The organism is Streptomyces sp. NBC_01276, assembly GCF_041435355.1.
In the GTDB taxonomy this organism is placed as follows: domain Bacteria; phylum Actinomycetota; class Actinomycetes; order Streptomycetales; family Streptomycetaceae; genus Streptomyces.
On record NZ_CP108442.1, the window covers coordinates 589,494 to 610,443 of the forward strand.

General features: G+C 75.4%; 21 protein-coding genes and 1 tRNA gene. 3 read left to right on the top strand and 19 right to left on the bottom strand.

Annotation, left to right across the window (positions count from 1 at the left end; all coding sequences use genetic code 11):
* Positions 1 to 2: 2 nt before the first annotated feature.
* The 10 genes from OG295_RS02435 to OG295_RS02480 all read right to left on the bottom strand — a co-directional run bounded on the left by OG295_RS02435 (position 3) and on the right by OG295_RS02480 (position 9,266).
* Positions 3 to 722 carry an ABC transporter permease gene (locus OG295_RS02435; protein ID WP_371675289.1) on the bottom strand — a complete coding sequence of 240 codons (720 nt, stop codon included), beginning with the start codon at positions 720 to 722 and terminating at the stop codon, positions 3 to 5.
* Complete coding sequence (locus OG295_RS02440) at positions 719 to 1,702, bottom strand: ATP-binding cassette domain-containing protein (RefSeq protein WP_371675290.1); 984 nt, start codon at positions 1,700 to 1,702, stop codon at positions 719 to 721. The genes OG295_RS02435 and OG295_RS02440 overlap by 4 nt, the downstream gene beginning before the upstream one ends.
* 87 nt (positions 1,703 to 1,789) lie before the next feature.
* Positions 1,790 to 2,701 (bottom strand): squalene/phytoene synthase family protein, encoded by a 912-nt coding sequence (locus OG295_RS02445; RefSeq protein WP_371675291.1) that lies wholly within the window; start codon positions 2,699 to 2,701, stop codon positions 1,790 to 1,792.
* A 74-nt stretch (positions 2,702 to 2,775) separates the two neighbouring features.
* Positions 2,776 to 4,503, bottom strand: a complete 1,728-nt coding sequence (locus OG295_RS02450; RefSeq protein ID WP_371675292.1) for a serine/threonine-protein kinase — start codon at positions 4,501 to 4,503, stop codon at positions 2,776 to 2,778.
* Positions 4,504 to 4,530: 27 nt separating this feature from the next.
* Positions 4,531 to 6,150 (bottom strand): peptide-N4-asparagine amidase, encoded by a 1,620-nt coding sequence (locus OG295_RS02455; RefSeq protein ID WP_371675293.1) that lies wholly within the window; start codon positions 6,148 to 6,150, stop codon positions 4,531 to 4,533.
* Between the two features lie 97 nt (positions 6,151 to 6,247).
* The gene (rraA, locus tag OG295_RS02460) at positions 6,248 to 6,742 is read right to left on the bottom strand and encodes a ribonuclease E activity regulator RraA (protein WP_371675294.1); all 495 of its coding nucleotides are present in this window, start codon (positions 6,740 to 6,742) and stop codon (positions 6,248 to 6,250) included.
* 71 nt (positions 6,743 to 6,813) lie between these two features.
* Positions 6,814 to 7,080 carry a GlsB/YeaQ/YmgE family stress response membrane protein gene (locus OG295_RS02465; RefSeq protein WP_371675295.1) on the bottom strand — a complete coding sequence of 89 codons (267 nt, stop codon included), beginning with the start codon at positions 7,078 to 7,080 and terminating at the stop codon, positions 6,814 to 6,816.
* A 68-nt stretch (positions 7,081 to 7,148) separates the two neighbouring features.
* On the bottom strand, positions 7,149 to 7,439 hold the full coding sequence (locus OG295_RS02470) for a hypothetical protein (protein ID WP_371675296.1): 291 nt from the start codon (positions 7,437 to 7,439) through the stop codon (positions 7,149 to 7,151).
* Positions 7,440 to 7,452: 13 nt separating this feature from the next.
* Complete coding sequence (locus tag OG295_RS02475; protein WP_371675297.1) at positions 7,453 to 8,319, bottom strand: hypothetical protein; 867 nt, start codon at positions 8,317 to 8,319, stop codon at positions 7,453 to 7,455.
* Positions 8,316 to 9,266 (bottom strand): phosphatase PAP2 family protein, encoded by a 951-nt coding sequence (locus OG295_RS02480; RefSeq protein WP_371675298.1) that lies wholly within the window; start codon positions 9,264 to 9,266, stop codon positions 8,316 to 8,318. Before OG295_RS02480 ends, OG295_RS02475 begins: the two co-directional genes overlap by 4 nt.
* 197 nt (positions 9,267 to 9,463) lie before the next feature.
* Between OG295_RS02480 and OG295_RS02485 the strand changes: the two genes are divergently transcribed.
* Complete coding sequence (locus OG295_RS02485) at positions 9,464 to 10,075, top strand: TetR/AcrR family transcriptional regulator (RefSeq protein ID WP_371675299.1); 612 nt, start codon at positions 9,464 to 9,466, stop codon at positions 10,073 to 10,075.
* Positions 10,076 to 10,237: 162 nt separating this feature from the next.
* On the opposite strand, the gene OG295_RS02490 is transcribed toward OG295_RS02485, so the two are convergent.
* From OG295_RS02490 to OG295_RS02520, 7 genes are all read right to left on the bottom strand, one after another.
* Complete coding sequence (locus tag OG295_RS02490) at positions 10,238 to 10,783, bottom strand: TerD family protein (protein WP_371675300.1); 546 nt, start codon at positions 10,781 to 10,783, stop codon at positions 10,238 to 10,240.
* 107 nt (positions 10,784 to 10,890) lie between these two features.
* Positions 10,891 to 12,087: a VWA-like domain-containing protein gene (locus tag OG295_RS02495; protein ID WP_371681081.1), complete on the bottom strand. Its 1,197-nt coding sequence runs from the start codon at positions 12,085 to 12,087 to the stop codon at positions 10,891 to 10,893.
* A gap of 119 nt (positions 12,088 to 12,206) precedes the next feature.
* Complete coding sequence (locus OG295_RS02500; RefSeq protein ID WP_371675301.1) at positions 12,207 to 13,412, bottom strand: AAA family ATPase; 1,206 nt, start codon at positions 13,410 to 13,412, stop codon at positions 12,207 to 12,209.
* The gene (locus OG295_RS02505) at positions 13,409 to 15,364 is read right to left on the bottom strand and encodes an ankyrin repeat domain-containing protein (RefSeq protein WP_371675302.1); all 1,956 of its coding nucleotides are present in this window, start codon (positions 15,362 to 15,364) and stop codon (positions 13,409 to 13,411) included. Before OG295_RS02505 ends, OG295_RS02500 begins: the two co-directional genes overlap by 4 nt.
* Positions 15,361 to 16,512 (bottom strand): gala protein, encoded by a 1,152-nt coding sequence (locus tag OG295_RS02510; protein ID WP_371675303.1) that lies wholly within the window; start codon positions 16,510 to 16,512, stop codon positions 15,361 to 15,363. Before OG295_RS02510 ends, OG295_RS02505 begins: the two co-directional genes overlap by 4 nt.
* Positions 16,513 to 16,624: 112 nt before the next feature.
* Positions 16,625 to 16,697, bottom strand: a tRNA-Arg gene (locus OG295_RS02515).
* Positions 16,698 to 16,805: 108 nt separating this feature from the next.
* The gene (locus OG295_RS02520) at positions 16,806 to 17,858 is read right to left on the bottom strand and encodes a hypothetical protein (protein WP_371675304.1); all 1,053 of its coding nucleotides are present in this window, start codon (positions 17,856 to 17,858) and stop codon (positions 16,806 to 16,808) included.
* A gap of 218 nt (positions 17,859 to 18,076) precedes the next feature.
* Between OG295_RS02520 and OG295_RS02525 the strand changes: the two genes are divergently transcribed.
* Positions 18,077 to 18,889: a glutamate ABC transporter substrate-binding protein gene (locus OG295_RS02525; RefSeq protein ID WP_371675305.1), complete on the top strand. Its 813-nt coding sequence runs from the start codon at positions 18,077 to 18,079 to the stop codon at positions 18,887 to 18,889.
* Positions 18,890 to 19,235: 346 nt separating this feature from the next.
* Here OG295_RS02525 and OG295_RS02530 read toward each other — a convergent pair whose 3' ends face one another.
* Positions 19,236 to 19,772: a MarR family winged helix-turn-helix transcriptional regulator gene (locus OG295_RS02530; protein ID WP_371681083.1), complete on the bottom strand. Its 537-nt coding sequence runs from the start codon at positions 19,770 to 19,772 to the stop codon at positions 19,236 to 19,238.
* Between the two features lie 53 nt (positions 19,773 to 19,825).
* On the opposite strand from OG295_RS02530, the gene OG295_RS02535 reads away from it, so the two are divergent.
* Positions 19,826 to 20,260, top strand: coding sequence for a MarR family winged helix-turn-helix transcriptional regulator (locus tag OG295_RS02535; protein ID WP_371675306.1), 435 nt, complete (start codon positions 19,826 to 19,828; stop codon positions 20,258 to 20,260).
* A gap of 3 nt (positions 20,261 to 20,263) precedes the next feature.
* Here OG295_RS02535 and OG295_RS02540 read toward each other — a convergent pair whose 3' ends face one another.
* Positions 20,264 to 20,830, bottom strand: coding sequence for a DJ-1/PfpI family protein (locus tag OG295_RS02540; RefSeq protein WP_356217166.1), 567 nt, complete (start codon positions 20,828 to 20,830; stop codon positions 20,264 to 20,266).
* Positions 20,831 to 20,950 lie beyond the last annotated feature (120 nt).

The window sequence follows — 20,950 nt, forward strand, 5'->3', positions numbered from 1 at the left end:
TGTCACACCTTCCTGGCGGACCGACGGTACGAGAGCACCGCGTACGAGGCGAACAGCAGGGCCCACACCGCGACCACCGCGGCGGCGGCCGGGCCCGGGGCGGCGCCGGCGGCGAGGGACTGGCCGAGTTCCGCGAAGCGGCGGGTGGGGGTCAGCTCGGAGAGGGAGCGCAGCCACCGCGGGAACGCCTCGACCGGGAACCAGAGACCGCCGAGGATCGAGAGCGCGAGGCTGCAGCCGACGTTGACCAGGCCGGTGCTCTGGGCGGTGAGCCGGTAGCCGTTGCCGATCCCGAGCAGGGTGAAGGGGAGCGCGCCGAGCCACAGGACGAGGGCGACGGCGGCCCACTGCCAGGCGTCCATCCGGACCCCGTTGACGAAGGCGCCCGCGGCGAGCACCGCGGCGATGGCGGGCAGGACGGTCACCGAGCCGGTCAGCGCCCGGCCGGTCACCACCTGGCGCGGGGTCATCGGGGTGACCCGCAGCTGCCGCAGCCAGCCGCTGCCCTTGTCCTCGGCGACCCCGGTCCCGGTGGACAGGGCGGCGCCGAGGGCCCCGTAGGCGGCCATGGCCACCATCGAGGCGGTCTTCCACTCGGGGTCGACGCCGCCGAGGTTGGTGAAGAGGAGGTACATCAGGACCGGCATGCCGATGCCGAAGACGACGAAGGAGACGTCGCGCAGGGTGCGCCGCACCTCGAGGCGGACGTAGGCGGTGATCATCGGGCGTTCCCCCCGGAAGCGGTGGCGCCGGTGGCACCGGTGAGGGCGAGGAAGACGTCGTCGAGCGAGGGCGCGGTGACCTCGATGCCCCGGACGGCGCCGAGGGCGGCGAGGGCGGTCACGGTGGCGTCCGGGTCCTGCGTACGGAGCCGGGCGCGGTCGCCCCGCACCTCGACGGCGTCCACCCCGGGGAGGGTGGCGAGGTGGCCCGACGGACGGCCCGCCAGGTCGACGCAGACCAGCGAACCGCGGGCGGCGGTGCGGCGCAGCTGCTCCCCGGTGCCGTCGGCGACGATCCCGCCCCCGTCGAGGACCAGGATCCGGTCGGCGTGGGCGTCGGCCCCTTCCAGGTAGTGGGTGGAGAACAGGACGGTGTTGCCGCGCCGGGCGTAGGCCCGCATGGAGCCCCAGAACGCTCGCCGGGATTCCACGTCGAGGGCGGCGGTCGGCTCGTCGAGCACGATCAGCTCCGGGTTCCCGGCGAGGGCCACGGCGAAGCGGACGCGCTGGGCCTGCCCTCCGGAGAGCCGGTCGACGCGGCGTCCGGCGAGGTCGGTGAGGCCGGCGAGGCCGAGCGCCTCGGAGACGGCCAGGGGCTCCGGGTAGGTCCGGGCGACGAAGGCGACGAGCTCCCGTACGGTGATCCGCGGTACGGCGCGCCCCTCCTGGAGCATCGCGCCCACCCGCCCGGCCCGCACCGCCTCGGAGGGGGTCCGGCCGAAGAGCCGGACGCTGCCCGCGTCGGGCTCTTCGAGGCCGAGCAGCAGGCCGATGGTGGTGGACTTGCCGGCGCCGTTGCGGCCGAGGAGGGCGACGGTCTCGCCGCGCCGCACGTCCAGGTCGAGCCCGGTGACGGCGCGGACGGCGCCGAAGGACTTGGCGGCGTGCCGGAACCGGATGGCGGGCACGTCCCCGTCGGGGTCCCGGACCTGCCGGTGTGCGGTGCGGGCGGGGTGCGCCGCGCTCGGGGTCTTCGTCATGTCCCCAACGCTACGAACGGAGCCCCCCGGCCCGGCAGATGCGCTTGTACGGACCCGGGCAGTACGAATGTCACGGGTCCGCCGGGGTCACCGGGTGGCGCCGGCGCGGACGCGGGCCCGCAGGAGGGTGCGCAGCGGGGCGACGAGGCCATATCCGGTGTCGCGGCGCAGGACGGCGGTCCCGGCCCTTTCCACCGCGGTCAGTTGGTGGTCCATCAGTTCGGTCATGGCGGCGATCACCGGGCGCAGCCCCGGTTCGGTGAGGTCCAGGATGCCGTCGGTGGCGGCCAGGGCGTGGCGGGCGAGGCGGGTCTCGGCGTCGAGGAGGGCGCGTACGGCCGGGGTTTCGCGGGCCCCCTCCAGGTCCGCGCGGGTCACACCGTGCTCGTCGAGGCGGGCGCGCGGGATGCAGAGGCGGCCCTCGGCCAGGTCCCCGGACAGATCGGCGAGGAAGTCGACGCGCTGGGCGGCGTCGACGAACCGGCGCCAGCCGGCGGCCTGTTCGGGGTCGGGGCCGCCCTCGTACTGGAGGCCGGTGAAGACGAGGACCCCGGGCCAGGCGTAGGCGTCGAGGTAGGCCTGGAAGTCCTCCTCGGCGGCGAAGCCGTCGAAGGCCGCCTCGGCGGTGGCCGCGCCGTCGAGGAAGCGGGTCACCCAGGACCCCGGCAGACCCCGGGTGCGCACGGCGTGGGCGTAGGCGCGCAGCAGGGGGTCGGAGCTGTCCCCGGTGGCGAGGGCCGCCTCGACGTGTCCGGCCAACGCGGTGGTGGCGGAGGCCCGTTCGGCCGGGGTGCCGGTCTCGGCCACGTCGTCGACCCGGTTCATGAAGGCCAGTCCGGCGGTGAGCCAGGGGACCAGGGGCGGGGCGGCGAGCAGGCGCAGGGTGACGTAGGGGGCCGGTTCCCGGCGCAGGACCCGGCGGGCGGAGTGCGTGTAGTCGTCCCGCAGGCGGGGGGTCGTGATCCCCGCCCGGGTGAGGGTGGTGCGCCAGCTGGGCATGGTGGCCGTGCTCCTCGGAACGTTGCGGTGGTGCCGGACGTGTCGGACCCCCGCGTGCGCACGGGTCCGCAGTGTCAGGATCGGACGACCTTCTTGACCTGGCCGTCGGTCCCGGCGAGTACGTAGCCGCCGCGGCCGTACTCGTCGCTGAGGTAGGTCCGCATGCAGGGGACCTGGTCCATCATCCAGGGGTCGACGACGACGTACCGGGATGACGGCTTCTGGACGCCGAGTTCGCGGGCGGAGGTCTCCAGGAGGGCGGGCAGCGCGTCCCAGCCGACGGCGGCCATGTCGATCAGGGGGGCGCCCTGCTCGACCGTGCCGGCGGGGCCGGTGTGGCGGGCGGAACCGCCGCGGTACTCCCAGTGGTCCAGGGTCTCCGCGCCGGCGGCGGTGGGAACCGAGGCGATGACGTACCCGTCGTAGACGCTCATCTTGGCGAAGGTGGTGGTGCCGGTCTGCTGCTTGAGCGCGGCGAGGGCGGTGCGGATGCGGTCCGGGGTGAGCAGGCTCCCCTTGGGGGCGGTGGCGGCCTGGCTCGCCGGGGCGCTCGTGCGGGGGCCCAGCGGAGGGGCGGCGGGCGCGGATCCGGAGGGGGCGGAGCCCGCGGGGGTGGCGGTCGCGGGGGAGCTCGCGCCGCCGCCGGGTTTGGCACCGGCGCCGGTACCGGTGTCCCCGTCGGGGAGCCACTGCACCGCGCCGAGGATCCCGGCGGCCAGGGCGGCCGCCAGCAGGACGGCGGGGAGGGCTCGCGGGCGGCGGCGGCCGTCCTCGCGCGCCACGGGGACGGTGGCGGCGGGTGCCGGGCCGGGGGCGTAGGGCGCGTGGGGCGGGTGCGCCCCGGGCGGAACGGACTGGGCGGCCGGGGCGGGGGCGGGCGGCCCGAAGTGGCCGGGACCGGCCGGGGGGACGGCGGCGGGCCCGGCCGTGCGGGAGCCCGCGGTCCCCGCCGCGAGAGCGGTGCTCGCGTCCTTGAGCAGTGCTTCCAGCGCCGCCCCGTCGGGCCGCGCCGCCGGGTCCCGGACGAGGAGGCGTTCCAGTACGGGGCCCAGCGGGCCGGAGCGCACCGGCGCCGGGATCGGGTCCTCCAGTACGGCGACCACGGTGGCCAGGCTGGTGGACCGGCGCAGCGGGTGCGTCCCCTCGGCGGCAACGTAGAGCAGCATCCCGAGCGACCAGAGGTCGGAGGCGGCCAGCCCCTCCTCGCCCCGTGCCCGCTCGGGCGCGATGTACTCGGGCGAGCCGATCAGCACCCCGGTGGAGGTGAGCGCGGTCGCGCCGTGCAGGGCTGCGATGCCGAAGTCGGTCAGCACCGCGCCGCCGTCGGGCCGCAGCAGGACGTTGGCCGGTTTCACGTCCCGGTGCAGGACGCCCTCGGCGTGCGCGGCCCGCAGCGCGGAGAGCACGTCGAGACCGAGCCGCAGCACCTCCCCGAGCGGCATCGGTCCGGCGGCCAGCCGGTCGGACAGGGAGCCGCCCCTGACGAGCTCCATCACGATCCACGGGTGGCCGTCCGACCCGGCCGCGGGCTCCACGATGTGGTGGATCGTCACCACGTTCGGGTGCGCGAGGCGGGCGAGGGCGCGGGCTTCGCGGACGGCCCGCTCGCGGAGCTGGACGGCGAGGCCGGGCTGGGCGGCGGCGGTGGCCGGGTCCGGCGGGCGCACCTCCTTGAGGGCGACCTCGCGGTGCAGGGCGATGTCGCGGGCGCGCCACACCGTCCCCATGCCTCCGGCGCCCAGGGGGCCGATCAGTTCGAAGCGGCCGTCGACCAGCCGTCTGCCGGCGTCACTCGTGTCCATGGGGCGTCATCGTAGGCGCCGCCGGTGTCAGCAGCGGCGCCGGTCCTCCGTCACGGTGCCCTGCGCGGTGCCCACCGTACGGTCGTAACAGCCGTCTCCCGCGGTGGAGCCGTACAGCCGGTAGCGGGCGGTGGTGGTGCCGACGGCGTGCCGCTGCTCGCGCGGGACGTTCGCGGTGTACGAGGCGTCGCCGGTGTACCGGTCGTCGAGCCGGGTGCGGTCGACCTCGCGGCCGCCGCGCAGGGTGACCGTGTCGGCCCGGTCGCCGAGGGACAGCACGGTGCGCAGCCGGTCCGCGGGGCCGAGGGTGGTCTCGCCGTCCATGCTGTACGCGCGCTGCGTGCGGGTGGTGGTGGCGCCCCGGGTGACGCTCTCCTCGTCGCTCCAGGAAGCGGTGAGGGCGTCACGGTCCTCCCCCTCGGTCCAGCGGTGGGCGGAGGTGGCGCGGACGGCCCGGGTGACGGTGGTGGTGACCCGGCCGTGGGAGGTGTCGAGGTGTCCGGTGACGGTGAGGCGGTGTCCGCCCTCGGTGTCCAGGCGGTGTTCGGCGCCGGGGCCGGGGGCGGGGGTCCAGTGGGTGCCGCCCTCCGGGGCGCCCTCCTCGTGCCGGGTCAGGGCGCCGGTGACGACCGGGCGGCCGTGGTCCTGCCACAGGAGCAGGTTGGCGGGGGTGCTCCAGCCGCTCTGGCCGGCCGGCACCCCGGCGACGGAGACCTCGATCCGGTGCGGGCGGCCGTCGTTGAGGAGGGCGGCGTAGGGGGTGAGGTCGTAGCGCAGGGGCTGGACGTCGAAGGCGCGGGGGCCGGGGGTGACGTACCAGAGGAAGGGGTTGGACCAGCCACCGGTCCAGACGGTCGGGAAGGGGGCGGCGAGGCCGGCGAGCTGTCCGTCGACGGAGATCCGCACCTCGCGGTAGGGGCCGTCGGCGGCCTTGCAGGAGTAGGGGGCGGCATCGGGGACGGTCAGGTACCAGTACTCCTCGCAGCCGCCTCCGGAGCCGGTGGCGTAGACCTCGGCGAGGAGCCGTTCGGTGTTGCGCGGGGTGCTGACGGCGGGCGTGGTGAGCGGGAGGACCAGGTCGGGGGTGTCGGCGGGCGGGGTGCGGCCCTCCGCGGCGTAGAAGGTCAGGGTGACCTTGACGTCGATGACCCCGGTGTAGGTGTCGTTGACGACGTTGCCGATCAGCATCTCGACGGGCTGGGGGCGGCTGAGGGTGTCGCGGTACGCGGTGACGTCCTTCTCCACGGACCATGCGATGCCGTCGGGCGACGGTTCGGGGGTGGAGGTGCGCAGGATCTCCACGCCGCCGAGGGTGAGGTTGCCCAGGCGGTCGTACTGGCGGCCCTTGACCTTGCCGTCGAGGCGCAGCACGACCTTGGCCCAGGCGGAGCGGCCGCAGGCGGCGGGCGGGGCGTAGCTCCCCTTGTAGGGGGTGAAGTCCCGGAACTGCGCTTCGGCGAGGGTCACCTCGCAGGAGCGGGTCGGGGGCCGTTCCACGGGTGGGGCGGCGGTGAGCGGGTCGTGCCAGTCGGTGCCGAACTCGGCGGGCGGGGTGGCGCCCGCCGCCGCGGCGGGTCCGGCCAGGACCCCGGCGGCGAGGGTCAGCGCGCCGAGCAGGCCCGTGATCCTGATCCTGTGTCGTCTCATGGGCCCGCAGTGAAACCGGTCGCGGACCGCCGCCGCCAGGTCCCGGTGTGCGCGGGTGGCCGAAAACGTACGGCGCGCCGGGCGTCCGCGCCGCGGGTCAGTGCCCGGCGGGCAGCACGACGATGCCGTCGTCGTCGACGTGGACCGTGTCCCCGGCCCGGAAGGTGACGCCACCGATGGTGACCGGTTCGTCGACGGTGCCCGCACCCGTCTTGCCGCTCTTGCGGGGGCAGGTGCCCAGCGCCTGCACGCCGAGGTCGAGTCCGCCGAGGGCGACGCTGTCGCGGACGGCGCCGTTGACGATCAGCCCGGCCCATCCGGATGCCGCCGCCGCCCCCGCGAGGAGGTCGCCGACCAGGGCGGTGCGCAGCGAGCCGCCGCCGTCCACGACGAGGACGGCGCCGTCGCCGGGGGTGTTGACCAGTTGGCGCAGCAGGGCGTTGTCCTCGTGGCAGCGCAGGGTGCGCACGGGGCCGGCGAAGAGCCGGCGGCCGCCGATCCGGCGGAAGGGGGTGGCACAGATGCCGAGGTCCTCGCCGTACTCGTCGTAGAGGTCGGCGGTGGGGACGGGGGTGACCGGGGTGGGGCTCATGGTACGGGGCTCCTCGCAGCTGTCGTACGTCGCGCCGTGCGGGCCCAGCGTAGGCACTGCGGTACGCCGGGTCAGTCGCGGGAGTTGCCGAAGAGGATGCGGTAGCCGATGAGCAGCACGAGGGAGCCGGCGATGGCGGATGCCCAGGTGGTGAGGTCGAAGAAGTGGGTCGGGATCGGGCGGTCCAGGAACTTCGCGGAGAGCCAGCCGCCGATGAAGGATCCCGCGACGCCGATGAGGGTCGTGCCTATGAGGCCGCCGGGGTCGCGGCCGGGCAGCAGGATCTTGGCGATGCCTCCGGCCAGCAGGCCGAGGATGATCCAGCCGATGATGCCCATGGTCGTTCACTCCGCTCGTTGGTGTGGGTCTCTCCCGTGGGAGGACGCCACCGGAGGCGGAACGGTTCTCAGGCCCGGCGGGCGCGCAGCAGCGCGGTGGCCAGGGCCGCGGTCGTGACGGCGCCTACGACCGCGATGCCGTGGTGGGAGCGGTAGGCGAACAGGGAGAGGCTGGAGCGGGCGGAGAAGGCGGAGCCCGCGCTCAGCCAGGAGGCCGCCGAGCCCAGCGAGAGCGTGGACCCGAGGGAGCCGACGGACAGCACGCTGCCGACGGAGCCGATGGAGAGCACCGAGCCCACCGAGCCGATGGAGAGGACGGAGTTCCTGGACCACAGGGAGAGGTACGACCGGTCAGCCATGCGGATCATGCTGTCACACGGCCGGCCGGAGGGGACGGCTTTCGGCGGACGCGGCCGGGGCGCCGGGCGGGGTACGGGTGAGCAGCAGGACCCCGCGCGTGGCGGCCAGGGCTCCGGCGACGGCGAGCAGGATGCCGAGGGCACCGCCCTGGATGCGTTCGCCGAGCAGGATCATCCCGATGGCGGCGGCGGCCAGTGGATTGGCCAGGTTGACCACGGCGAGGGGGGCTCCGAGGCCGCCCCGGTAGGCGCGCTGCGAGAGCAGCATCCCGCCGACGGCGAACACCACCACGAGCAGGGCCACCGTCACCACCCGGACGCTGAGCAGGGCGCCGCCCCGGCCGCCCGCCACGGCGACGGTCTGGGTCAGGGCGGAGGCGACGGCGGAGGCCAGTCCGGAGGCGGTGGCGTGGCGCAGGCCGGAACGGGGGTCCTTGCGCGCGGTGAGCAGGACGATCACGGCGGCGGTGGCACCGGAGACGCCGAGGGCCTCGGGGAGGGTGAGGGTGTCGTCGGGCGCCGGGCCGGAGGCGGGGAGCAGCAGCAGACCGAGCCCCACGACGGTGGCCAGGGTGCCCCGCCATTCGGTGGCGGCGACCCGCCGTCCGGCGCCGCGCGCGCCCAGCGGAACGGCGGCCACCAGGGTGAGCGCGCCGAGGGGCTGGACCAGGGTGAGGGGGCCGTAGCGCAGGGCGGCGGCGTGCAGCAGCGCCGCGGCCGCGTTCAGCCCGGCCGACCACCACCAGGCGCCGTTGCCGAGCAGGGCGGCGGCGGTACGGGCGACAGCGCGGCGGGCGAGCCGCTCCTGCGCGACGGCGGCGGCTGCGTAGGTCGCGGCGGCGGCGAGGCAGAGCGCGACGGCGAGGGCGGTGGCGTTCACCGCCGCCCCCCGACGGACGCGACGGCGGTGGGTACGGGCCCGGTCGCGCCGGCCGCGGAGACCGGGACGGGGGCGGAGACACCGGCGGGGGCCGCGGGGACCGGGACGGACGCGGAGACGCCGGCGGGGGCCGCCGGCGCCGCGGGGACGGCCGCGGAAGCCGGGACCGGCGCCGTGGCGGACACCGGGGCTCCGGCGCCCGTCTCCGCCCCGCCCCGCCCGGCCGTCGGGCGGGGGACCAGCAGGAGGGTCGCCCCGAGCAGCACGGTGGCCACGATCGCGTCGAGCCAGTAGTGGTTGGCGGTGCCGACCACCACGAGCAGGGTGACCAGCGGGTGCAGCAGCCACAGCGCGCGCCACCGCGACCGGGTCGCCGCGATCATGCCGATGGCCAGCATCAGTGCCCACCCGAAGTGCAGCGAGGGCATCGCGGCGAACTGGTTGGCCACGGTGTCGGCGGCCGCCTCGGCCCGGTAGACGGTGGGCCCGTAGACCTGCCCGGTGTCCACCAGGTGCGCGGTGCCGAGCATCCTCGGGGGCGCGAGCGGGAAGGACAGGTGGAGGGCGAGGGCGGCGCCGGTGAGGACGGCGAGCACCCGGCGGGTCCACAGGTAGTGGCGTGGGCGCCGCAGGTACAGCCAGACCAGGAACAGCGCGGTCGCCGGGAAGTGCACGACGGCGTAGTAGGTGTTGGCGGTGTGCACGAGGGCGTCCGAGTGGATCAGCAACCGCTGCACGGCGCCCTCGCCGGGCAGGTGCAGGGCGCGCTCGGCGTCCCACACGCGGTCCGCGTTGCGCAGGGCCTCGTCGGTGCGGCCCGTCGAGAGCGTCCGGCCCGCCTTGTAGACGGCGAACAGGCTCACGACGAGCAGCAGCTCGCGTATGAGCCGTCGGCGCGCGTCCCTCTTCCCGGCGGCCGGCCGGCCGGGCGTGGTGTGGGAGGTCATCCCCCGGTCTCACTTCTTTCGGGTGTGGACACGGGCCCCCGGCGGTCTCCCGTCGGTCCGTACCCGCTTCCTATCGACACGCCAGTGTATCGATACATTCGCGTATCGATACGCGGGTGTACCGATACGCCTCCGTAGCCGTACACTCGGAACACCGGAACCGGCCACCCAGGAGACCGCGAGGAGAGCGCACCCCCATGACGTCGACGCCCCAGGTCACCGCACGCCGCTCCAAGATCACCCCGGAGCGCGAGCAGGAGTTCTACGACGCCGTCCTGGAGCAGCTGCGCGAGCACGGGTACGAGGCCCTGACGATGGAGGGCATCGCGGCCCGCGCCTGCTGTGGCAAGTCCACGCTCTACCGGCAGTGGAAGACCAAGCCGCGGCTGGTGGCCGCCGCCCTGCGGGCGAGCCGCGCGAGCCGCGGGGACCGGACGCTGTCCGGTGTCGACACCGGCACCCTGGCCGGCGACCTGCGCGAGGCCGCCCGGATCGCCGCCTGCACCTCGGGGCGCGACACCCGCCTCACCCAGGCGCTCGGGCACGCGGTGCTCAGCGACGAGGAGCTCCAGGGCGCGCTGCGGGAGGCCCTGGTGGAGCCGGAGCTGACGGCGTTCGACGCGATCGTGGCGCGGGCGGTGGCGCGGGGCGAGATCGCCGCGGACCATCCGGCCGTGGAGTTCCTGCCGGCGCAGCTGATGGGCGTCCTGCGGATCCGGCCGGTGCTGGAGGGGCGGTACGCGGACGCCGACTACCTGGTCAGGTTCGTCGACGCGGCCCTGCTGCCCTCGCTCGGCATCACCCCCTGACCCCCGTACCGGTGGGCCGCCGTCCACGATGACCGGACGGCGACCTGCCCGCGCTGCCTCGTGGGGACGGCGGCAGCGCGCCACCCGGACGGGGTGGCGGTCACTCCCGAGCAGAGTGGCAGCCACCCCGTCCGCAAGGCTCCCGGGGAGTTCCGCGCGGGATCAGCCCCGCGCGGCGCCCATGACGCGGGCGAACTCCTCCGGGTCCGCGTCGAATCCCCGGGGGCGCGCGTCCAGCGCCCAGCCGCCCGCGCCGTCCCGGACGAACTCCGCGACGGTGGCCGCCGTGGCGTGCGCCACCTCCTCGAAGTCGCCGGTCGCGAGGTCGGTGTAGCCCTCGCGTATCCGCAGCCCCTTGCCGGCCACCCCGCCGAAGGTCTTGCGGCCGTGCTCCGCGGCGGGACCGGCGTCCTGGATCACCACGCCGACCACCACCCGGCCCAGCTCCGGCGCCAGCCGGTCCAGTTCGAGGGTCATCACCTCGTCGAAACCGAAGCCCTGCCCGGTACGGCTGTCCCGCGTCAGGGTGATGGTGCCGTCGGGGGCGCGGCTGCCGAAGTGCACGAGGTAGACCGGCTCCCCGTGCGGGTCGGAGGCCGCGTACACCGCCGCGACGATGTCCAGGTCGTTGGCGGGGGTACCGGCCGGGCTGGGGTCCCAGCGCAGCGCTATCTCCACCTTGGCCAGACTCTTGCGTACTGCGCTCATCGAACTCCCCCTCCGCCCGGCCGCTTTGGCCCGTGCCGCCCCGCCATGCTGTCACGCGCAGGTGATCACGGGGTGCGGCACCGTACGTTCCCGGCCAGTCCGGACGGTCACCGGGTGAGGTCGACGCGTACGGTCTCCACCCAGTGCGGCGGCCGCGGGGCGTCGGCCCCGATCAGCGCGGCGATCAGCCGGCAGGACTGCGGCTCCTGCGGCCACGGCGTGTATCCGTCGGTCAGGACGACCACGACGTTCGGCCGGTCCGCCAGGGCCAGCGCGGCCCGTATGCCCACGCGCATGTCGGTGCCCCCGCCGCCGGCCAGTTCCACCTGGCCGCCGCGGGTCACGCGGCTCACGGTCTGCACGTCGGCGTCGCAGGCCAGGACGGTGACCCGGTTGCCCCCGACCCCCACTTCCCGGAGCACGCCGGTGACCTCCCCCAGCGCCGCCGCGAGCTCCTCCTCGCCCATCGACCCGGAGGTGTCGATGACGATCGCGACCCTCGGCAGCGGGCGGCGCAGGCTCGGGAGCACGACGCGGCCGCCCAGCGCGGGCGTGCGGCGCGAGGGACGCCGGTAGGTGTAGTCGACGGCGCCGCCCGCCCAGGCCGCGGCCTCCCGCACCGCCCCGGACAGGGCGCGGCGCCAGTCCACGGTGGGCTCCAGCACCTCGCGGGCCCAGCGGTCCCAGCCGCCGGGAAGGGTGCCGCGGGTGCGCTGGTGGGCCCGCATGGCCCCGGCGGTGGCGCGGCGCAGGGCCTCCGCCTCCGCCGGGCCGATCCCGTTCGGGTCCCGTCCTTCTCCCCCGCCCGGCCGGGCCTCCCACGGGCGCGGGATCCCGTGTGACCCGGAGCCGCAGTCCACGCCGTGCGGCGGGGTCGCGGGAACCCCCGGCAGGTACTCCTCGAACAGACCGCCCGTGGCGAGGCCGAAGAGGCGGGGCTCCATCCGCCCGGCGGGCAGGGCCAGTCCGTCGGCGAGGAGGTCGTCGTTGATCTCGCAGTCCTGGGCGATGTTGACCCGGACGGGATCGCGCTGGTCGGCCGGCGGGAGCCGGTCGGCGCGTCCGTGGTGGTCGCGCAGCAGGTGGGCCACCTCGTGGATCCACACGCCCGCCAGCTCCGGTACGGGGGTCCGCTCGACGAACGCGGGCGAGACGTAGCAGCGCCAGTTCCGGTCGACACCCATCGTGCCCACCCCGGACGGGCCCGGGGAGGGGACGACGGTGAGGGCGTAGAGCGCGGAGGCGAGGTAGGGCCTTGCCTCGGCGGCGGAATACCGGGCCGCGAGCAGCTTCGCCCGGTCCAGGACGGGACCCGGGGACGGTTCCGGGTCCGCGACCGGGCCCGGGACCCGCGCCCCGTCCGGGGAAGGGACCCGGTCCCGGTCCGGGTACGGCGCTTCGCCCCGCACGGCCCCGCGCCCCGTCAGCGGGCGCCGGGCAGGGACCCGGCGAGCTGGAGCAGCTCCACGAAGGCGTCGATCCCGGCCGGTACGGGCCAGGCCGGCTCCCGCATCGCGGCCAGGTCGGCGGCGGCCCGCGCGGCCACGTCGGGCACCCCGGCGTCGACGGCCTTGGCGAGGACCACCCAGCCGGCCTCCCAGCGGGCGCGCGTCGGATCGCTCTGCACGGCGGCCACCACGGCGATCAGGAAGGCCAGCTGGCGGTCGCCGCGCTCGGGGAGCGCGAAGGCCTCCGGATGCGCGAGGACCCGCTCCGGGTCGGGCAGGTCGAGGTGCTCCAGGTAGGAGAGCAGTTCCAGGCCCGCCCCGTCACCGACCGACCCGGTGAGCACGGCGGACAGCGCCTCGCCGCTCGCGCCGGCCGCGTACCCGGTGGCGAGCAGGCGCAGCGCCATCTCCCAGGTACGGGGGGAGGGCCAGGCCCGGCCGCGGCCCTCGGCGTCGTTCGGCAGGTGGTGGACGAGGCCCGGACGGGCGGTGAGGAACCCGGAGATCACGCCCCGGGCGCGGGCTGCGGCGCCCGCGGCCCGTGCGGGGTCCACGGTGGGGACGGCCGCCTCGGGCCAGGTGCCGGCCATGCCGCGGGCCACCGTGAGCGGGTCGTGCGTCCAGTCGAGGTGGACGAACCGGTTGGCCAGCGGGGGGCTCAGGTGCCAGCCGTCGGCCGCGCTGGACGGCGGGTTGGCCGCCGCGACGATCCGTACCGAGGGGGGCAGCACCAGGCTGCCGACCCGGCGTTCGAGGACGACCCGCAGCAGGGCGGCCTGGACCGCCGGCGGGGCGGAGGACAACTCGTCGAAGAACAGCAGTCCGTGTCCGGTACGGGCCAGGCGCACCGCCCAGTCCGGCGGGGCCATCGGGACGCCGGTGGTGGCGGGGTCGTCGCCGACGATCGGCAGCCCGGCGAAGTCGGAGGGCTCGTGGACGCTGGCGATGACGGTCTCCAGCCCGACCCCGAGGGTGGCGGCCAGCCGCTCCATGCCGGCGGACTTGCCGATGCCCGGCTCGCCCCACAGCAGGACGGGCTGGTTGGCCGTCACGGCCAGTGCCAGGGCTTCGAGTTGGGGAAGGACTGCGGGTTCGCTGCGGGTGGCGCCGAGCCGGGCGTTCAGGGCGTCGGCGGCGGCCAGCGGTCCGGCCGGGTCGTGCAGCGGGCGCGCGGTGCTCACCGGTCCCCGCCCCCTTCCCCTGCTCCGTCGCTTCCTCCGGACCCCTCGGCCCCCTCCGCCCCTTCGGACCCGTCGGCCGGACCGGTCTCCTCGACCCCGCCGAAGGGATCGACCTCGACCGACGGCCCTTCCTCCTCGAAGGGCTCGTCCTCGTAGGCGTCCTGCCACTCCTCGTCCGCCTCCTGCTCGTCCCGCCACTCCATGTACTCGTCGAAGTAGTCGGCTCCGATGTCCGGGTACCGCTCGTCCACCAGCTCCCGTACGAAGGTCAGGTCGTCGCGCCGGAAGCGGCGCACCAGCTGGCTCAGGGACATCTCGGCCTCGTCGGTCACGTCGAGGCGTGCCCCCGCGTCGATCAGCGCCCGGACGAGGCCGGCGGTGCCGCCGTCCCGGACGGCGGCCAGGAGCGGGGTGCGGCCGGGGTCGTCCTCGGTCTCCAGACCGAGTCCGGCCGCCAGCAGCCGGGGCAGGAGTTCCTTGTGCTCCAGGTGGGTCAGCATGTGGAGCAGGGTGCGGCCCTTGGCGTCCCGGACGTGGGGGTCGACACCGGCGTCGAGGAGGTGGAGCACGCCGGGGGCGTCCCCGTGTGCGGCACGCAGGAAGAGGTCCCGGCGCTCCTCCCGCAGGGCGCGCGGGAGCCGCCCTTCGCCCGAGGTCCAGGACTCGCGCACGGCGAAGCAGCCGGAAACGGTCCCGCCGAAGGCCCGCAGGGCGCTCTCGCGCTGCTGCTCCTGCGCGGTGTGCGGCACGTCGAGCACGCCGCCCCGTGAGCGGACCTCGTGCCAGACACCGGTGCACCGCACCCGCACGGGCCGCGGGGCGACGGGGCCGGGCGGTCCCTCGGCCGGGCCGGCGCCGGGGAAGAGGGCGGCGACGACCAGGGGGTGCAGCGCGCCCGGGGCGATCCGGCCGGTCCTCAGCAGCTGGAGGTCGGGCAGCGGGTTCCAGGCGTACTCGGGCAGCCGGGGCACCCCGCGCAGCTCGTCCGGCTCGGCGAGGCGCACGCGCAACGGCAGGGCGGGGCCCGCGCCCTCCTCCGCCGGGGTGCAGGGGAGTTCCAGGAGTACGCGGCAACGCCAGTCGGGAACGTGGCGGAAGCGGTTCCCGGCGCCGGCCGCGGCCAGCAGCCGGACCTCGGACAGCAGCCGCGTCGGGTCCGGGCCGGAGGCCGCCAGTGACGCGAGGGCGTGCTCGGGCGAGCTGACCGACCGCTCCGGCAGGTCGAGGTCCAGCGTCGTGCCGGACACCGCGAAGGCTTCGACGAACTCACCGCGGGCCGACAGGACCGCGGCCCATTCGGCACGGCCCGCCGCGTCGGCGGGTCCCGGGTCGGCGGTGGGCAGTTCGCCGTCGCCGAGCGGGGTGCCGTCGGGACGGAAGAAGGGGAGCCGGTCGGCCGGGCCGTAGCGGGACCGGAGTTCGGCCGTGCGCCGTACGTCCCAGAAGTGGCGGGCGGCCGTCCAGTCCTCGGTGATCCAGTCGATGCGGCTGCCGACCGTGTGGTCCGGGGACAGCGGCCGGCACTCCAGCCGCAGCCGCTGCGGGCCGTCCACCATCCCGAAGGTGGTGACGTACAGCACGGGCACCAGACGTCCCCGGCGGGGCCCGCCGTCCGGGGCGTAGGCGGCCAGCAGGAGCCGGCGGCTCGGGGCGAGCGTGGTGCGCCCGCCCCGGACCCGGGGCAGGTGCCAGCGCAGCAGGTCGGGGGCGAGGTGACGCAGGTCCTCGGTGACCGCGTCGGCCACGGCGGCGCCGTAGCGGGAGGCGAGGGCCGCCGGGTCGAAGCCGATCTCGACGGACGCGGCGGCGCACGCGGCCCGCCAGTCCCCCGCCAGGCGGTGCCGGGTGGCCTGCTCGATCATCCAGGCGGGTACGGCGTAGCGGCGGACCCGCAGCCAGGACGCCGCCGCCTCGGGTGACAGGGTCCCGGGCGCGCGGAGGTCGGGGCTCACCGGTACACGCTGCCGATGGCGCGGAGGTCCGGGTGGGCCGCGCGGGCGGGGCGCAGCCGTTCGGTGAAGGAGCGCTTGACCCGGCGGGGCAGGCCGGGGCCCAGGCCGACGTGTTCCAGCGGGCTGTCGTCGGGCAGTGCGGCGAGGAGCTGCTTGGCACCGCGGCCGGTGATGCCGGTGTGGCGCAGTTCCAGGCGGCGCAGCGGGCTGCCGGGGAGGGCGGCGGCCAGGGCGTACGCGCCTTCGTCCCCGGGGTCGTTGCCGGTCGAGCCGAGGCTGCGCTCGGACATCGTGCGGCCGAGGTCGAGCGACTCGATCCCGTCCAGCGCGTCGGCGAGGGCGCGTGCTCCGGCGACGCCGATGCCGTTGCCGCCGAGACCGAGGCGGACCGGACGGCCGGGGCCGGCCTCCGCCGCGGCGGCGGCCAGGACGGCGGCGCCCTCGTCCCCGAGGTGGTTGGCCGGTACGTAGAGCTCGCTCACACCGGCGTCGCGGATGAGGGCGGCGAGCAGCGGGGCGTGCTCGGCGGTGAGGCCGTTGCCGCCGAGGAAGATCCGCTCCAGCGGCGCCCCCCGGGTGAGCAGGGCGTCCAGGAGCAGGCGTACGCCGTCGGCGCCGATCCCGGTGTTGACCAGGTCGAGGGTGCGCAGCGCGGTGTTGCGGCGCAGGAGCGCGGCGAGGGTGCGGGCGCCGTCGGCGTGGAGGGGGTTGCGCTTGAGCCAGAGCGCGCGGACGGTGGTGTCCTCCGCGAGGGCTCCGGCGAGGGCGAGCGCTCCGTCCGGGCCGATGCGGTTGCAGCCGAGGTAGAGGGTGTGCACCCCGTGCCCGGTGCCCGCGCCGGTGAGGCATTCGGCCAGGGTGCGGGCGCCGGTGTCGCCGAGGGCGTTGGTGCCGAGCAGCAGGTGCGCGGCGTGCGGGGAGGCGATGGCGGCGGGCAGCAGCCGGGAGCCCCCCGTGGGGCCGAGTCCCTGCTTGCAGAGGTCGAGGCGGCCGTCGGCGCGCAGGGTGCCGAGCGGGAAGGTCTCGTCGGCCTCGACGGGCCGGGCGTCCGCGAGGCGGGCGAGCAGCGGGTCCAGCGCCGCCGGATCGGCGAGCGGCATGTCGGGGTGCTCGATCGCGGGGCACCGTACGGGCGTCGGCTGTGTCATCACCACTCCACCGGTTTCCTCGCCGGTGCCCGGCGACCCACCACTTCGTTGACTGCGTGCACGACGCCGTGACGGCATGGAGGCATGCCGGTACGGCGGTCGGAAGGAGACGCAAGACCGGTCGGATTCGAACCGACGTCCTCCAGCTCGATGCTTGGGCGCGACGACCTCTGCGCTACGGCCTTGCTGAGGTGATCATACCGACGCGACGGCTGAAAATCGATCACCAGTTTGAAAAACCTGGTCCGCCCGGGGCGGTGACGGACCCGCCCGCCCCGGCGGCCGGCCCTGCGCTACCAGTCCCCGTCCTGCACCGGCTCCCCCGGACGCGGGGCGTTGCCCAGCGGGATCACCTGGCCGGGGACCGGGGGGACCCACGGGGTGTGGTCGTCGCCGAGCCAGTCTCCGACCGGCTTGACGGCGCCCAGCGGCCCGGCGGCCGGGAGGTCGGCGCCGGTCTCGTCGTAGTAGTCGTACCAGGGCAGGCCGGCCCGGGTGTAGGCGGCCCGGTCCACGGGGGACGGCGGCGCGTCCTCGCCGGTGATGCGGCGCCACTCGGGCGGCGTCACCAGGTGGACGAAGACCCGCGCGGCCGGGCTGTCGGCCCAGGCGGCCGGTTGGCGGTCGTCGCGGTAGACCTCCTGGCGCATGGTCCCGCCGACGCCGAGCCCCATCGCCGGTGCCGACGCCCGGGGGGCGGGGGCAGCCGCCATCGGGGCCGGCGGCGGGGCGCCGTAGCCGAAACCGGCGGGCGCGGAGCCGGGGGCGGGCGGGCGGACCCGCAGCGCGCGCTCCCGTTCGGCCTCGCGCCACTTCTTCAGCTCCCGGGGGCTCAGCGCGAACGCCTGGAGCTGGACCCCGCCCGTGGTCTCCTCGCCCGTGACCTGCCCCTCGACCGTGGCCCCGAGCCCGAGCGGCACGGCGACGAACTGGCGCACCGTCCCGTCGCCCGAGTTGATCCCGTCGAGCCAGGGCTGGCGCGGCAGCACCACGTAGTTCTGCGGCTTGCGCGACAGCCTGCCCGTCCACCGCTCCCCGGAGACGGCGCACACCTTGCCGACGCCGACCTGGAGGGCGGCGGGCTCCCGCGAGCCGCCGAAGCTGAGCCACATCGCCTCGCGCAGGTACACCGGCAGCATCACGCCGCCCTTGGCCCGCCACTGCGGCGGGACGGTGTCCGGATAGTCCTCGACCCGCCGCAGCGGGAACTCCCCCAGACCGGGCGGGAGCGCGTGCGTTCCCGATTCCGGGAGGCGCAATGTCCGGATGAACCGGATACGTACGCCTTCGCCCAACAGGAGCGTGTTCCCCTCGACCCGTGCCCCGCCCGTCACTTCGTCCGCCACGCGCCGGCCCCCCTTCTCCTGTGACGACCCGGAACCGGCGGAGAATCTTCGGCCGGACCGGATCGTTATCCTCAAGTTTTACTCAGATCTAGTGACGCTGCGCCCGTCACCTTCCTAGCTTCCTCATACACGTGCCGTGACGCCCCCGCGGTTGCGCGCGTGCCCCCGTTCCCGCGATTTCCTCCCGTGGTTCCGCGTTTCCGACGAAAGAGTGCAGCATGAAGGTTCCCAAGGCCGGTGCGGTCGCCGCAGTGATCGCCCTCGCCGCCACCGCCTCCGGCTGTGGTGGTGAAGCCCCGAAGGAGCCCCTCTCCATCGGAATCAAGTTCGACCAGCCGGGCATCGGGATGCGCGAGACCGACGGAACCTTCACCGGTTTCGACGTCGACGTGGCCACGTACATCGCGAAGGAGCTCGGCTACAAGCCGAACGAGATCGAGTTCAAGCAGGTGTACAGCTCGGACCGGGAGCTGCTGCTCCAGTACAACGAGGTCAAGTTCGTCGCCGCGAGCTATTCGATCAACGCGAAGCGGCAGGAGAAGGTCGACTTCGCCGGGCCGTACTTCGTCGCGCACCAGGACCTGCTGGTCCGCGCCGACGACGGCTCGATCACCAAGGCCGAGGACCTCAACACCAAGAAGCTGTGCTCGGTGACGGGCTCGACCTCCGCCGAGAACGTCAAGAACAACCTCGCGCCCAAGGCGAGCGTGCTGGAGCTCGGCGGCTACTCCGAGTGCCTCGTCGCACTCCAGGACGGCCTCGTCGACGCGATGACCACCGACAACTCCATCCTCGCCGGGTACTCGGCCAGGAAGGGCAACGAGGGCAAGTTCAAGCTGGTCGGCCTGCGGCTGAGCAACGAGAACTACGGCATCGGCGTCAAGAAGGGCGACAACGACCTCCAGCGCAAGATCAACACGGCGCTCACCAAGATGGTCTCGGACGGCTCCTGGGAAGCGGCCGTGAAGAAGAACTTCGGGCCGGCGAACTACAAGTACGAGCCGGCGCCCCAGGTCACGACGGGCAGCTGACGCCCGCCGGGCCCGCGTACGCGCGGCCCCGGACGCAGCGCGCGACGCCCCCGGACCGGAATCCGGGCGGCGCCGCGCCCTCGGCGCCCCCTGCGCAGCCATCCCCGGAGTCCGGTTCGCCCCCGGCGGGGGCCCTCGCACCCGCTCGCGCCCGAGCCGCCCGCCCGCACCGACCGCGCCCGTCCGACACCGGCCTCCGGTTCTTCGCCGCACTCGGGACGGGCGGACGCTTGACCCGCCGCGCCGCGGAGCCTACGGGCGGGGGCAGGCCGACGGAGCGGGCCATGGGCGCAGGTCACCGCTTCGACCGGGCCGCCGGTCGACGTCCGCCGCACGGGAGCGGGGCTCAGCGGTCGCGGCCCAGTTCCTGGAAGCCCTCCGTGAAGCGCGCGAACAGCCGGGCGAACTCGGCGCGCTCCCCCTGCGACCAGTCCGCCGTCACCCGCTCCACCACCGCCCGCCGGAACGCGTGCGCCTCGTCCAGCGCCACGCGCCCGGCGGGGGTGACGGCCAGGGGCGCGCGCCGCCCGTCCGCCTGGTCGGCGCCCCGCCGGACCCAGCCCGCGGCCACCGCCGCCGTCACCAGGCGGCTCGCCCGGGGCTGGTCGACGTGCAGGGCGTCGGCCACGCCCCGTACGCCCACCGGCTCCCCCGCCTCCTCGGCCGCTTCCACCACGTCGAGGACGTCGAACGCCGGACCTCCGCCCTGGGCCGTACCGGCTCCGGCAAGGCGGGAGAGGGTGCGCCGGGTGACACTGCGCCGCATCGAGACCATGGCCCGCTCGATCCGCACCACGTCGGGCCGCGCCACCTCGGGCCGCACGGCGGCCGCCCGCGCGTCCGCGCTCCCGTCAGCCTTGCCCATGCCCGCCTCCAGATGCATACTCACCAACAATTACTTGTAGTTTTACATCTTTCATGGAGAGGCGGACGGCCATGACCACCCCGTCGCAGCTCAAGCCGATCGGCTACTACCTCAAGCACCTCGACGCCCTGATCGACCGGGAATTCGACCGGGCGCTCACCGCGAGCGGCCTCACCCGGCGCCACTGGCAGGTCCTGCACGCCCTCGCCTCCCACGGCCCGCAGGGCCCGGCCGGCCTCACCGCGCGGCTGCGCCCCTTCTGGGACCAGGGCGCGATCACCCTCGACGAGGTCACCTCCGGCCTGTCCGCCCGCGGCTGGATCGCGCTCGACCCGGACGCCGGGACGTACGCCCTCACCACCGCGGGGGACCGGGGCCACGCGGACGCCGAACGGCTCATCCTGGCGACCCGGGGCAGCGTGACCGCCGGCGTCACGGACGAGGAGTACCTCGGCGCCGTCACCGTCCTCGCCCGCATGTGCGCCAACCTCGAAGCGACCGGCTGACCGCTACGCCAGCGGCGCCTTGGCCCGCAGGACCGTGAGGAACTCCCGCATCCACGCGGAGTGGTCGGGCCACGCGCGTGCGGAGACCAGGGTGCCGTCGACCACGGCCTCGGAGTCCTCGAAACCGGCCCCCGCCGCCTTCATGTCCGGCTCCAGCGCCGGATAGGCGGTGACCCGGCGGCCGTCCAGGGCCCCGCTCGCGGCGGTGATCAGCGGTCCGTGGCAGATCTGCGCGATCGGCTTGTCGGCCCCGGCGAAGGCGGCCAGGATCCGCCGCACGTCGGGGTCGTTGCGCAGGTACTCCGGCGCGCGCCCGCCCGGGACGACCACGGCGGCGTACTCCCCGGGAACGACGTCGGCGAAGGCGATGTCGGCCGGCCAGGTGTAGCCGGGCTTCTCCGTGTAGGTGTCGAAGCCCTCCTCGAAGTCGTGCACGACGAAGCGCAGCTTCTTGACCGAGGGGGCCGCGATGTGCACCTCGTACCCCTCCTCACGCAGGCGCTGGTAGGGGTAGAGGACCTCGAGCGACTCCGCCGCGTCGCCGGTCACGATGAGGATCTTCGCTGCCATGGGCTGCTCCCGGTAGGACTCTGCACGGTCACCTCGGCCCTGCCGAGGCCACCGCTACCGTGCCCGAGCCGGCCGGACGGCAAACCCCAAGGTCCGCGCCCCCGACACATGGCCTTTACC